The following is a 13,726-nucleotide window of genomic DNA, read 5'->3' as shown; positions in this document are numbered from 1 at the left end:
AAGCATTGTGGTAGAGACACATTGAAATGCGTCTTTACGTGAGCACAGTCTATAAATGAATTACTTCACCATAGGCATCAGCCACAGCTTCCATAACAGCCTCACTCATCGTTGGGTGTGGGTGAATTGATTTTAAGATTTCATGTCCTGTAGTTTCCAGTTTACGTGCTACAACCGCCTCAGCAATCATATCCGTAACCCCGGCGCCAATCATGTGACAACCCAACCATTCGCCATATTTGGCATCAAAGATTACTTTTACAAAACCATCCGGTGTTCCGGCAGCTTTCGCTTTTCCAGAAGCTGAGAATGGGAATTTACCAATTTTTAATTCGTATCCTTTTTCTTTAGCTTGTTTTTCAGTTAAACCTACTGATGCTATTTCTGGAGTAGCATAGGTACAACCTGGTACGTTTCCGTAATCGATAGGTTCTACGTGAAGGCCTGCAATTTTTTCTACACAATTTATTCCTTCGGCAGAAGCTACGTGAGCTAATGCCTGTCCTGGAGTAACATCACCAATAGCGTAATAACCCGGAATATTGGTTTGGCTGTAATCGTTTACTAAAATTTTATCTTTGTCAGTGGCAATCCCCACTTCTTCAAGACCAATGTTCTCAATATTTGTTTTTATACCAACTGCCGAAAGCAAGATTTCTGCTTCCACAACTACTTCGCCTTTTGCTGTTTTTACAAATGCTTTTACACCTGCCCCAGTAGCATCAATTTTTTCTACAGAAGAGCTGGTCATGATTTTGATTCCTGCTTTTTTCAAAGAACGTTCCATTTGTTTCGAAATGTCTTCATCTTCAACAGGAACAACATTTGGCATGAATTCTACAATGGTCACATCAGTGCCCATAGAATTATAAAAATGTGCAAATTCTACTCCAATAGCTCCAGAACCTACGATTATCATCGATTTTGGCTGAGTAGCCAAAGTCATTGCTTGACGATATCCTATTACTTTTACACCATCTTGTGGCAAGTTAGGCAACTCACGAGAACGCGCTCCAGTGGCAATGATAATATGGTCTGCTTCGTATTCAGTAACTTTTGATTCTTTATCCGTTACATCAATTTTTTTTCCTGGTTTTAGTTTTCCAAAACCATCTATTACGTCGATTTTATTTTTTTTCATCAGGAATTGAACTCCTTTGCTCATTCCGTCAGCAACGTTTCTACTGCGTTGTACTACTGCAGGGAAATCTTTATCGAATGATGAAACAGTCAATCCATAATCAGAAGCGTGTTTTAGATAATCAAAAACCTGAGCTGATTTCAATAATGCTTTTGTTGGAATACAACCCCAGTTTAGGCAAACTCCACCTAAGTTTTCTTTTTCAATTATGGCAACTTTAAAGCCTAATTGTGATGCTCTAATGGCGGTAACATATCCTCCAGGACCACTTCCTAAAACTATAATATCGTATTTCATTTTCGTGTGTTTTTCTAAATTAATTGTGATGGCGAATTTAAGGATTTATTCTGTTTTGAGAAAGTTTCAAAGAAATAAAGTAGTAAAGTAACAAATTTTCAAAAATTCACGCTCCTCAAACTCGTTAATTAAATCTTTGCGCCCTTTGCGGTTAAAAAATTTAATTAGCTACCGAAAACTGGGAATCATACAAGTTTTTGTAATATCCACTTTCGCGGTTGATTAATTCCTGATGCGTTCCTTGTTCTACAATCAATCCTTTATCCATGACCACGATTTTGTCAGCATTGACAATAGTTGCAAGTCGGTGTGCAATGACAATCGAGGTTCGACCTTCGGTAATGGTTTCGGTGGCGCGTTGAATCAATTCCTCAGAATATGTGTCGATTGAGGAGGTGGCTTCATCCAGAATAAGGATACTTGGATTACTCACATAGGCTCTCAAAAAGGCAATGAGTTGGCGCTGTCCGGACGATAGCATAACACCGCGTTCTTTTACGTCAAAATCATAATTATCAGGCAAGCTCATGATAAAATTGTGTACACCAATTTTTTGCGCTGCATCCAAAACTTGTTCGCGAGAAATAGCAGGATTGTTTAAGGTAATATTATTAAAAATGGTATCAGCAAAAAGAAAAACATCCTGTAAAACTACCGCAATTTGATTGCGCAAAGAACTTAAGGTGTAATTTTCGATGTTGTGATTGTCAATATAAATAGAACCGCTATTGATTTCATAAAAACGGTTTAACAAGTTTATAATCGTTGATTTTCCGGCACCTGTAGAACCCACAATCGCAATGGTTTGACCTGCATTTACTTCAAGATTAATTCCTTTTATTACTTCTTCTTCAGGAATATACCCGAAACGAACGTTTTCGAATTTAATATTTCCTTTAAAAAGAGGTGCTTCAATTGTTCCTGTATCCTGAATTTGATCTTGAGTGTCCAAAATATCAAAAACACGATTAGCGGAAATCATCCCCAATTGCATTTCGTTGAATTTATCTGCAATTTGGCGCAATGGATTAAACAACATTCCTATGAACATAGTATAGGAAAACAAATCACCAAAAGTGGTAAAATGATCCCCGTTTAAGATCTTCATTCCGCCATAAAGCACTATGAATCCTAAGGTTAGGGAAGAAATGATATCGGCAATAGGGAAGAATATGGAGTTATAAAGTATGGTTTTTATCCAAGCTCTGTTGTGCTTGTCATTGATTTCTTTAAATTTTTCGAACTCAATGTCTTCCCTGTTAAATAGTTGGACAATTTTCATTCCCGTCACTCGTTCCTGAACAAAGGAGTTCATATTGGCAATTTGCGTACGCACTTCCTCAAAAGCCACTTGCATTTTCTTTTGGAAGATTCGGGTGATGAAAACAAGAATTGGCATGGCAACAATAACAATCCAAGTCAGGGTCCAGTTCATGTAAAACATAAAAATAAGAACAACGAGCATTTTCATCAGATCACTAATAATCATAAATAGTCCCTGACTGAAAATACGGGCAATCGATTCAATATCCGAAACAGAACGCGTTACCAATTGTCCTACAGGTACAAGATCAAAATATTTCATTCTGAAACTTAGAATATGGCGAAATAGTTTGGTTCTAATGTCCTTAACAATGTCTTGCCCAAGCCAGTTGGCCCAAAAGACAAAGAAAAATTGTGAAAATACTTCCAGCAAAAGCACAATTCCCATCAGGATTACATACAGTAATAATCCATGCTGATCTTGCGTTTTTATATAGCCATCAACGGTTTGCTTCAGTAAATAAGGGCGCAAAGCCGCAAATACCGAAAGCGATATGGCAAAAATAATTACGCCATTAAAACGCCATTGGTATGGTTTAGTATATTGTAATATTCGTTTGAATAATCGGGTATCAAATGCTTTTGCTTTCATTTTTTTTTGGAGCTAATTCCTGCTATACGTTGCAATCTTTTTAGTCCTGAACTTGTTTCAGGATCCTGAAACAAGTTCAAGACTAAAAAGGATTTTCACTTCTATCAGGGCTATTTCGTAATGTAATCGTATTCTATTTTGGTTAAATACAAACCATGAGCCGGAACCGAAAAACCAGCTTTGTCTCTGTTTTTGCTTTTTATAATAGCATTAAAATCAGCTAATGTGATCTTGTGTAAACCAATATTTATCAAAGTGCCTACAATGGCGCGAACCATATTTCGTAAAAAACGATTGGCCGAAATGGTGAAAATCAACTTTCCGTTTTCTTGTTTCCAGTTGGCTTCAAAAATCGTGCAATCAAACGTATTTACATCGGTATTTACTTTAGAGAAGCATTGAAAATCAGTGTAATTAAACAATAACTGAGCGGCTTCATTCATCAAATCTAGATCTAGCGACTGATGGAAATACCAACTTTGTTCTTGCAAAAAAGGATCTTTAAAAGTGTTTATGTAGTATTCGTAAGTTCTTTTTGTGGCATCAAAACGAGTATGCGCTTCATCCTGAACGGGAATAATGTCATAAACAGCAATGTCTTTTGGCAAGTAGGAGTTGAGTTTGTGTACCAGATTGGGAATATCAAAAGAAGTTTCTAAATCAAAATGGGCATACATTTCCTTGGCATGAACACCACTGTCCGTTCGTCCCGCTCCCATGAGATTAATCTCGGTATTTAATAAAGTAGAAACGGCTTTGTTCATCGTTTCCTGCACTGACGAAGCATTAGGTTGGCATTGCCAGCCATGATAATGGGTTCCGTTGTATGCTAATTTTATAAAATACCTCAAGTCAATTTTTTTGAAGATACAAAGATACTTATAAATTTTTTTCTCGAACAGGCAAAGGAGTAATGTTTTTGGTCTGAAACTTATTTTTTATTTGGGATCGGAATGTTTAATTTTGCAACAAAATCCTAGCCCTGATTGCAACGGAAATCCTTTTTATACGCTTTTTCGGCGAATAAAAAGATTGAAGAGAAAAGCGGGAAATAGCTCCAAATAAAACTAGTTTGAAAAAAATCCTCTTGCTTTCCGATACGCACAGTCATATTGACGATACGATTTTAAAATATGTGGCTCTGGCTGACGAAATTTGGCATGCGGGAGATATTGGCGATTTGGCGGTGACTGATGCGATAAAAAAACTAAAACCGTTGCGATGTGTTTATGGCAACATTGATGATGCCAAAGCGCGGTTAGAATTTCCATTGCATAATCGTTTTATGTGCGAAGGAGTGAATGTGTGGATTACGCATATTGGCGGATATCCGGGGAAATATAATCCGAATATTAAAGTAGAGATGGCTTCGGATCCCCCAAAGTTATTTATTTGCGGACATTCACATATTCTTAAAGTAATCTTCGATAAAAAACACAATCTTTTACACATGAACCCCGGAGCTGCTGGAAAAAGCGGTTTTCACCAAGTGCGTACCATGTTACGTTTTGTAATTGATGGGGATAAAATAAAAGACCTCGAGATTATTGAAATCGAAAAAAAAGCATAATTTTTTAGTGGACGACGGGAACGACGATAGAAACTACTGTGCCGTTATATAGTTTTGAACTAATGGAAAAAATGCCGTTTAAATTGTTTATCCTGGCTTGAATTTGGTTTAGACCAAAACCCTCAATGAATTCAAACTTTTCAGTGTCAATACCTTTTCCATTATCATTGATATCAATGAACAGTGATTGATTATTTTCTTGAATAGTAACAGTTCCTTTACTGGCTTGACTATGTTTTGTTATATTGTTCAGGAGTTCTGTAATGATGAAATAAATTTTCATTTCGAAATCTTCATTGTAACGTATTTTTGCAGGTATTACACTTGAGTATTTAAAATCAATAGCAGAATTTGAATTTTTTTCACATAAATCTTCCACTGCATAAAATAAACCAAATCGTGCTAAAAGTGTGGGCATAAGTTCATGGGACAAATCACGTACTTTATCGTGTGCTTCTTTTAATAAGGACTTAGTTTTTATTATTTCTTCAGGTGGTGATTGGTTTTGTGAAGTAAAAACAGTTAGATGTAATCCCGCTGAAGAAAGTATGGCGCTAATGTTATCATGTAAAAAAGAGGCGATTTTTTTTCGCTCTGTTTCTTGGGCGTTGATGGAGGCATTGATGATATTTTCTTGAATTTTACTTTGAATATCCTTTAGTTTGCTGTTTTGTTTTAGTCTTGTATTTTGAAAGAAAAAGTAAAAAAGTATGATTATCAATAGTAAAGACGCTATTATAATAACACTTATTTGTTTGTTTTTATATTGTCTTTCTATCAATATTTGTTGTTTTGTCTGGTATTTAGTTTCGATAATGTCAATCTCTCTTTTATATTGATCTAATTCGAGATTTATACCGGCCACATTCGCTTTTTTGAGCTTTTCCTCATTATTAAGTGCAGCAGAAATGGTATTGTAATTATCAAGGTTTTCATACGCTTTTTGATACTGACGATTTTTTAATAAAAATTTAGAATATTCCATATGCGAAAAAGATAAATCTGATTTCTCCTTACCCTTATTTCCTAATTTAATGGCATTCTCAAAAAAACGATTTGCTTTTTTAATATCCATTTTATGCCCGTAATACATTCCATTGAGCATGTTTAAGGCAACGATAGTGCTTTCGTCGCCATATTTTTCATGATGTTTATTAATAAATTGTAAATAGTTGTATCCTTCGTCAAAACTTCCAATGTCAAAATAGGCCCACGTTATATTTAGTTTTGTAAAAACTATTTGACTGATATCGTTTATTTTTTTGCTGTATTCAAGCGATTTTTTATAATAGAAGATTCCTTTTTCGTACTGTTTTTTATCAAAGCAATAGATGTTTCCTAAATTATTGTATAGCCAATTTTTTAATTGATAATTATCGGTTTTTTTCGCATACACTAAACCTTTGTTATAGTAAAAAAAGGCTTTGTCAAATTCTGACATTTCATCAAAATTTGCCCCGATAGTATTGTAAATAGTGGCAATTAGATTGTCATCTTTAATAGCAATGGCAAACCGTAAAGCAATTCTGGACTTAATTAAGGATTTTTCAAATTTACCCTCTTTCATGTCTTGACATGCCTCTTTTGTTAAAACTGTAATTTCTTTTTTAGAAGGCATTTTTTCTTTAGCAAGAACACCCAAACCGGAAATATTTAGTAGTAACAAAAACAATAAAATGATTCGCGCTTGTTGTGGCATAAAAAAGGTAGTAGCTATTAAAAAAAGAATAGGTTATGGATGTGAAAATAGAATTAAAATAAAAACCTAAGACGTGATCAAATTATTTTTAAGAGCGTACTTAACCAAACCGATTATATTTTTTAATTTTAGTTTTTTCATAATATTTTTTCGGTGGGTTTCTACGGTATTAGTGCTGATGAATAATTGTTCGCTTATTTCTTTGCCGCTATATTCCAATGAAATTAAAGTAACGATTTCTAATTCTCGTCCTGTCAGCAGCGAATTTATATTTGAGTTTATCCTATTTAATTTTGGATTGTCTTTTGTGACATTATAAAATATTTTTTCTCTTACGGTTTTGCAAAAATATTCTTCACCTCGATAAACAGCCTGAACTCCTTCAACAATATTTTCTCCGGCACATTGTTTAGTCAAATAAGCATTGGCACCTAATTTCATGATTTCTTTTATCAACTTTAAATCATCGTAACTGGAGAGAATTATAACTTTACATGGAAACCCTTTGTCTGCAAATTCTTTAATGACTGCTATACCGTCTTTCTGGGGCATATTTATATCCAAAATAAGGATATCGGTTTTGTTTTGAATGACCTCGTCAAAGAGATTATTGCCATTTAATGAGAATCCAACCACTTCAAAATCTGGGATGGTTTGTAACAGTGAACTGATACCGTCAATAAGTATTTGATGATCATCGGCTAAATAAATTCTAATTTTTGGCGTCATATTTTTTTTGCTTAAATCAAATTTATAAAAAAATGATGAACATATCATTTAATAAGATTTTTATTATTTTAAATATAAAAATTTTAGGCACAAAAAAACCCGAACTATTACATTCGGGTTTCCTTCGCACTAATAAACTAAGTTTATAGGTTTACCTCAATCTATCCACAGATTTTACAAGATCTTCATCCTTCTTGATGGCTTTATTAGCCAAAACTAATAATACGATAGCCAAGATAGGTAGAAACATCCCAATACCTTTCTCCGAAACCACATGAGTCTCTCCAGATAGATTTAGTGAACGATATACAAACAATCCTAATAAAATCAAATTTAATATGATGTTCAATCTGCCAATAACAAATTGATTTTGTCTTTTTTTATAGGAAACAATACTCAATACAGAAAGCGTAGTACTTAGGCCCAATATAATAACATAAAATTGGTTTTGCATAAAATAGTAATCACTGCCATCATTCATTGTCCATAAAGGAATAAAGAAGGGAAGGATTCCTGTGACTACAAAAGCAAGAAATAAATATATGGTCTGAATTCTCTGTATCATGATTTGAATTTGTTTTACAAAAATATATTTTTCTTTTTAATAAATACTATTGTATGATTAAATTTTATTCGTATTATTGCATGACAATACCGTAAGCACTTCATACTGCGGTTGATTCAAAAAAAAATAGTTTACTACCTATCTTTAAGATTTTCCAAATTAATTAAACTCATAGAACATTCATGTTTGATATTTCTGCATTAAAAGAAATGAAGCTATCTGAGCTTCAAGAAATAGCTAAATCAGCTAAAACCATAAAGTTTAACGGTGTAAAAAAGGAGACCTTAATTAGTCAAATTTTAGAACATCAAACTGCTAGCGTTGATTCGACATTAGATGAAAATAAGGAAAGCAAAGTTGTTTCAATTGTTGATAAAAAAGAAAAAGAAATAGTGGAGGATGATAAGCCTAAAAGAGTGCGAATCATGCCAGTAAAAAAAGTAGCAATTCAAAAAACTCCGACAAGTTCTGTTAAACAAATGGAAGAAACTCCTGCCGAAGAGAGTTCTCCAGCCGAACTAATTATTCCAGAAGCAGGTAATACTCCAGTGGATAGTCCTGAATCTAAAGAACCGATTGAAACTGAAAATAAAGTAGGCAAAATTGTAAAATTTAGTAAATCAGCTTACGAGAAGAAAATTGCCTTAAAAAAGGATAAAGAAGAAGTTAAGGAAACTCCTAAAGAAAGCGAGGAAATTACCGATTCAGTAAATGAGGAAATTAGTGAAGTTCCAGTTGCACCAGTAAAGAAGATTAATCCAAATCAATTGCACAAGCAAAATCCAAACCCTAATCAAAATCTAAATGGGAATGGGAATGGGAATCAAAATCCAAACTTTAAAAACAAGAAAAGTAATTTTAAAGATTCTGATTTTGAATTTGACGGGATTATAGAAAGTGAAGGTGTACTAGAAATGATGCCTGATGGTTATGGTTTTTTACGTTCTTCGGATTATAATTATTTAGCTTCACCAGATGATATTTATTTATCGACATCACAAATTAGATTATTTGGACTTAAAACTGGAGATACTGTAAAAGGTGTGGTTCGGCCACCAAAAGAAGGAGAGAAATTTTTTCCACTTGTAAGAGTGTTAAAAATAAACGGACACGACCCTCAAGTGGTTCGTGACAGAGTTTCATTTGAACACTTGACTCCCGTTTTTCCTTCTGAAAAATTCAAATTGGCTGAAAAGCAAAGTACTATTTCAACCCGAATTATCGATTTGTTTTCACCAATTGGGAAAGGCCAACGTGGTATGATTGTGGCACAACCTAAAACCGGTAAAACGATGTTGCTGAAAGATATTGCAAATGCAATTGCAGCGAATCATCCCGAAGTTTATTTAATAGTTTTATTGATAGATGAACGTCCAGAAGAGGTAACGGACATGCAACGCAGTGTGCGTGGGGAAGTAATTGCTTCTACTTTTGACAGAGAACCGCAAGAACATGTGAAAATTGCGAATATCGTTCTCGAAAAGGCGAAACGTTTGGTTGAATGCGGTCACGATGTCGTGATTCTATTGGATTCTATTACTCGTTTAGCAAGAGCTTATAATACCGTACAGCCGGCGTCTGGAAAAGTATTAAGTGGAGGTGTAGATGCTAATGCATTGCAAAAGCCAAAACGTTTCTTTGGTGCTGCACGTAACGTTGAAAATGGAGGTTCGTTGAGTATTATTGCAACAGCATTGACGGAAACAGGATCTAAAATGGATGAAGTTATTTTTGAAGAATTTAAAGGTACAGGAAATATGGAATTGCAATTGGATAGAAAAATTGCAAACAAACGTATTTTCCCTGCTATTGATCTAACGTCTTCGAGTACTAGGCGAGATGATTTATTATTGGATCAAAAAACATTGCAACGCATGTGGATTATGCGAAAATACCTTTCTGATATGAATCCGGTAGAAGCTATGGATTTCATTAATGACCGTTTTAAGAAAACAAAAAATAATGAAGAGTTTTTAATATCAATGAATGATTAAGAAAATATTTAAGGTTTTTTAGTTTAAGGTATAAAGTTAGAAAAGGATAAAGCTGAAAAATAGCGACAAAAAAAGCCCATAAAAGACTACCGTCTGTACATATCTTTAAAGAGTTTGCAGTTCTGCATAATTGAGGAAAATTTTTGAATACCAATCCCAAAAGTTGTTATTCCTGGTTTCCTTTCAATATGATGGTCTTTATATTTAATTAATTTAGCGTTAATCCCTATATATTGTTTTAAATCAGTCATTTATGTAGGTTTTTCATTTTTTAGGATAATACTGTCATTTTGCAATAAATGGCAAATACTTTTTGCTTAAGAATCGCTACGGGCTAACTGATATTTTAAATAATGATATAAGAAAACAAACGATTAATGAATAAAAGTGCTTTTATTTATTAATCGTTTCTCATTTATCTCAAGAAAGTATCTGTTTTGTATTTTTCTTATGTAAGAAAAAAAATGTGTCCAGAGGGTAGCATGATACTAACTTTTTTTTATTGCAAAACACGATAAACGGGATATTGCAAATGGGCGCTTTCATAATAGACGGAATGCTTGTAAATCCAATCTAATTGTGCTTCAGGTTTATTAATAAGGGCGTTGTCTGTACGCTTTTGTTGTTCAAATTCTGCTTTTAGTTTTGGATTTTCTTTTAGAATTTGGGTTGCCGTATCTTCAAAAACATAATCAGAATATCCTTCTTTTTGCTGTAGCATGGTATCGAAAAAATTCCAATTGAAAAATGAATCAATTGCTTCAGGCTCTAAAGTTTCTAATAAGTATTTGATTCCCTTTTGCTGTGTTGAAATAATATAATCCCCTTTGGCGAAAGCCACCTTTTCTATTTTAGAATTTGTTTTTGTATTTCGATGTAAATAATGACCTTCGTACGCTGATGTTGTCGTTTTAAAATCTGAAATTTTATAACTTTCGACTTCTATTACGGTATCATTTTTAAGTTGGCTGCAGATAATTGTATTGTTCTTTAGCAAATCGATTACAGGCCAAAATCCTTTTGGAATAATATACGCAGTTGGAATAATTATCTCTTTTACAGATTTAAATTCTTTGATGTAAGAAATGTCTTTTTTGTATGGTTTTTTTCGGTCATAAAACAAACGGTTTCCTGAGGTAACATCACTTTTTTTATAAATTGCTTCGTAACCTAAAAACAGAAAAGTTGTCTTTTTTGTGCTATCAATTTCCCATTTTATCGTATATGATTTTTTTGGTTGGTACTGCTCTTCATTTTTCAAACGCAAGTCTTTGATTTTTTGAAAATTAGCATCGGTATAATCAATAGCCGATCTCATATATTCGTAAGTTACTTTCACGCGATCCGCATATTTTTTGAGCATGTGTGTTTCTACAACAAATCCAATGGTATTGAATAGAGAAGTGTAACCGGTTGCAAATCTTGGACTTTCAAAAAACTGACCAAAACCTTTATCTGGTGTATCTGCAAACGAATTGACATAAGGTGTCATTTCTATTTTCTTTTTTTGTAAATCTTTGACTATAGCGGGCATCATTTCGGTATTTAAAAAATTACCCAAAACAGTACCTAGTTTGTTGTGTTGTGTCATGATATACGTTAGTTTGTACTGGTAATCGGAGCCATTGCTGACATGATTATCAATAAAAACAGCTGCATTAATTTTATGAAAAATTTCGACAAAACTTTTCGTATTTCTTGTATCTGATTTGATAAAATCACGATTCAAATCGAAATTTCTTGCATTGCCACGAAAGCCATATTCTTCAGGACCGTCCTGATTGGCTCTTGAAGTGGAATTTCTATTTAAAGCACCACCAATGTTATATACCGGAATACAGACGATTACGGTATTTTTTGGCGCTTTTATCTTTCCTAAAGCCAAATCCCGAAACAACTGCATGCTTGCATCAATTCCGTCCGGTTCGCCGGCATGAATACCGTTATTAATGAGAAGCACTACTTTGTTTTTTTTAATTTCTTCAAAATCAAATTGTTTTTCAGGGTTGAAAGTCACAATATGCAAAGGTTCTCCGCTATCTGTCAAGCCCATTTCCTGCATTTTTATTGTAGGAAAATCATTTGCTAAAAGTTTGTAATACGCTATTGTTTCTTGATAGGTAGCGGATTGATTTCCGTTTCCTTTTTCGAAAAAAGTTTCGTATTTGTTCGTGTTTTGTGCGAATAGCGAAACTGTAAGTAGTACTAGTGGAATAGTAAAAAATCTCATATTTAAGTTTTTAAAAGCAGAATCCAAATATACTATTTTTTTCAAGGTCAATGTAAATGACAATTTCTATGTAAATAATAATAAAAATGAAAATTCATAACTCAAAATTAAAAATTACCTTTGCCCAAATTGAAAAAATGAATAAGAGACACCATTCCAACAATATACTTTTGAATTTAGGCATCGAAAGCCTGAATGAAATGCAGGAATTAGCCCAAGACGCTATCTTGAATGATAATAATGTTTTATTGCTTTCGCCAACAGGTTCCGGTAAAACCCTAGCTTTTTTATTGCCTATTTTAGAAATGTTACAGCCTGAATTTCAATCGGTTCAATGTTTGATTTTGGTTCCATCACGTGAATTGGGGTTGCAGATTGAACAAGTTTGGAAAAAAATGGGAACTGATTATAAAGTAAATGTTTGCTATGGCGGACATTCCATTGATACTGAAATAAAGAATTTAAGCAATCCGCCTGCTGTTTTAATAGGAACACCAGGAAGAATTGCCGATCATATTGACAGAGGAACTTTCCGTACCGATAAAATTCAAACGTTGATTCTGGATGAATTTGATAAATCATTGCAATTGGGTTTCCATGAGCAAATGTCCTTTATTATTGGGAAATTAACGAAATTGAACAAACGTGTTTTGGTTTCAGCAACTTCAGATATTGAAATTCCAAGATATACCAGAGTCGTAAATCCAACAATTTTAGATTTTATTCCAGAAAACGTAGAAGAAACAAATCTTTCCGTGAAAATGGTGGTTTCGAAAGAAAAAGACAAAATAGGAAGTTTGTTCAATTTGATTTGTTCCCTGAAATCGCAATCAGCTATTATTTTTTGCAATCACCGTGACGCTGCAGAACGCATCAGTGATACGTTAAACCAAAAAGGAATTTATTCTACGTATTATCATGGCGGAATGGATCAGGACGAAAGAGAGCGGGCGCTAATCCAATTTCGTAACGGCAGTGTGAGTTATTTAATTACAACAGATTTGGCTGCTCGAGGACTTGATATCCCTGAAATGAATCATGTTATTCATTATCATTTGCCATCCAAAGAAGACGAATTCACGCATAGGAACGGTCGAACGGCACGTATGCTGGCTTCTGGAACCGCTTACATCATTGCTCACGAAAGCGAGAAAAAGATGGATTATATTGATTATGGTATGGAAGCTTTGAAAGTTGAAAATTCTACTTCGTTGCCAAAACCACCTGAATTTCAAACGATTTACATCAGTGGCGGAAAGAAAAATAAACTAAATAAAATTGATATTGTAGGTTTCTTTTCCCAAAAAGGAAAACTGGAAAAAGGCGATTTAGGTTTGATTGAAGTGAAAGATTTTATCTCTTTTGCTGCCGTGAAATTTAATAAAGTGAAAGATTTACTTAATGCCATTAAAGATGAAAAAATGAAAGGCAAGAAGTTTAAAATTGAAGTGGCTAGAAAAGTTATCAAGAAAGAAGAGGAGTAATTTGTGTTCATTTAAAAAAAAGTGATCAGTGATTAGTAATCAGTGTTCAGTTTCTAGTGAGCAGTAAAATAGACTTATAAAAAAATCGTTAATAGTAAGACA

At 33.8% G+C, this 13,726-nt stretch carries 10 protein-coding genes; 3 read left to right on the top strand and 7 right to left on the bottom strand.

The annotated features are described in order from the left end of the window. Positions 1 to 49: 49 nt before the first annotated feature. The 3 genes from lpdA to truA form a co-directional block, all read right to left on the bottom strand. Entirely contained in the window at positions 50 to 1,438 is a 1,389-nt protein-coding gene (gene lpdA, locus C4S35_RS12850) for a dihydrolipoyl dehydrogenase (protein WP_104000560.1), read from the bottom strand. Between the two features lie 160 nt (positions 1,439 to 1,598). Continuing rightward, positions 1,599 to 3,353, bottom strand: coding sequence for an ABC transporter ATP-binding protein (locus tag C4S35_RS12845; protein WP_104000559.1), 1,755 nt, complete (start codon positions 3,351 to 3,353; stop codon positions 1,599 to 1,601). A 110-nt stretch (positions 3,354 to 3,463) separates the two neighbouring features. Next, positions 3,464 to 4,204, bottom strand: coding sequence for a tRNA pseudouridine(38-40) synthase TruA (gene truA / locus C4S35_RS12840; protein ID WP_104000558.1), 741 nt, complete (start codon positions 4,202 to 4,204; stop codon positions 3,464 to 3,466). Positions 4,205 to 4,425: 221 nt separating this feature from the next. Between truA and C4S35_RS12835 the strand changes: the two genes are divergently transcribed. Beyond that, on the top strand, positions 4,426 to 4,923 hold the full coding sequence (locus C4S35_RS12835; protein ID WP_104000557.1) for a metallophosphoesterase family protein: 498 nt from the start codon (positions 4,426 to 4,428) through the stop codon (positions 4,921 to 4,923). A 4-nt stretch (positions 4,924 to 4,927) separates the two neighbouring features. Here C4S35_RS12835 and C4S35_RS12830 read toward each other — a convergent pair whose 3' ends face one another. The 3 genes from C4S35_RS12830 to C4S35_RS12820 form a co-directional block, all read right to left on the bottom strand. After that, positions 4,928 to 6,622: a tetratricopeptide repeat-containing sensor histidine kinase gene (locus tag C4S35_RS12830; protein ID WP_104000556.1), complete on the bottom strand. Its 1,695-nt coding sequence runs from the start codon at positions 6,620 to 6,622 to the stop codon at positions 4,928 to 4,930. Between the two features lie 66 nt (positions 6,623 to 6,688). After that, positions 6,689 to 7,351: a response regulator gene (locus C4S35_RS12825; protein ID WP_104000574.1), complete on the bottom strand. Its 663-nt coding sequence runs from the start codon at positions 7,349 to 7,351 to the stop codon at positions 6,689 to 6,691. 151 nt (positions 7,352 to 7,502) lie between these two features. Next, positions 7,503 to 7,916: a DUF4293 domain-containing protein gene (locus tag C4S35_RS12820; RefSeq protein WP_104000555.1), complete on the bottom strand. Its 414-nt coding sequence runs from the start codon at positions 7,914 to 7,916 to the stop codon at positions 7,503 to 7,505. 182 nt (positions 7,917 to 8,098) lie between these two features. Between C4S35_RS12820 and rho the strand changes: the two genes are divergently transcribed. Next, positions 8,099 to 9,910, top strand: coding sequence for a transcription termination factor Rho (gene rho, locus C4S35_RS12815; RefSeq protein ID WP_104000554.1), 1,812 nt, complete (start codon positions 8,099 to 8,101; stop codon positions 9,908 to 9,910). 499 nt (positions 9,911 to 10,409) lie between these two features. Here the strand turns inward: rho and C4S35_RS12810 are convergent, their stop codons facing one another. Further along, positions 10,410 to 12,140, bottom strand: a complete 1,731-nt coding sequence (locus tag C4S35_RS12810; RefSeq protein WP_104000573.1) for a M14 family metallopeptidase — start codon at positions 12,138 to 12,140, stop codon at positions 10,410 to 10,412. Positions 12,141 to 12,277: 137 nt separating this feature from the next. On the opposite strand from C4S35_RS12810, the gene C4S35_RS12805 reads away from it, so the two are divergent. Further along, positions 12,278 to 13,624, top strand: coding sequence for a DEAD/DEAH box helicase (locus tag C4S35_RS12805; protein ID WP_104000572.1), 1,347 nt, complete (start codon positions 12,278 to 12,280; stop codon positions 13,622 to 13,624). Positions 13,625 to 13,726 lie beyond the last annotated feature (102 nt).

The organism is Flavobacterium urumqiense, assembly GCF_900108015.1.
Lineage (GTDB): Bacteria > Bacteroidota > Bacteroidia > Flavobacteriales > Flavobacteriaceae > Flavobacterium > Flavobacterium urumqiense.
Note: the sequence above shows the minus strand (reverse complement) of the source record. Positions and strands in the feature narration are given on the sequence as shown.

Excerpts from the sequence above, each read along its gene's own strand:
- C4S35_RS12845 (WP_104000559.1), bottom strand. The coding sequence starts at position 3,353 with ATGAAAGCAAAAGCATTTGATACCCGATTATTCAAACGAATATTACAA.
- C4S35_RS12825 (WP_104000574.1), bottom strand. The coding sequence starts at position 7,351 with ATGACGCCAAAAATTAGAATTTATTTAGCCGATGATCATCAAATACTT.
- C4S35_RS12820 (WP_104000555.1), bottom strand. The coding sequence starts at position 7,916 with ATGATACAGAGAATTCAGACCATATATTTATTTCTTGCTTTTGTAGTC.
- rho (WP_104000554.1), top strand. The coding sequence starts at position 8,099 with ATGTTTGATATTTCTGCATTAAAAGAAATGAAGCTATCTGAGCTTCAA.
- C4S35_RS12810 (WP_104000573.1), bottom strand. The coding sequence starts at position 12,140 with ATGAGATTTTTTACTATTCCACTAGTACTACTTACAGTTTCGCTATTC.
- lpdA (WP_104000560.1), bottom strand. The coding sequence starts at position 1,438 with ATGAAATACGATATTATAGTTTTAGGAAGTGGTCCTGGAGGATATGTT.
- C4S35_RS12805 (WP_104000572.1), top strand. The coding sequence starts at position 12,278 with ATGAATAAGAGACACCATTCCAACAATATACTTTTGAATTTAGGCATC.
- C4S35_RS12830 (WP_104000556.1), bottom strand. The coding sequence starts at position 6,622 with ATGCCACAACAAGCGCGAATCATTTTATTGTTTTTGTTACTACTAAAT.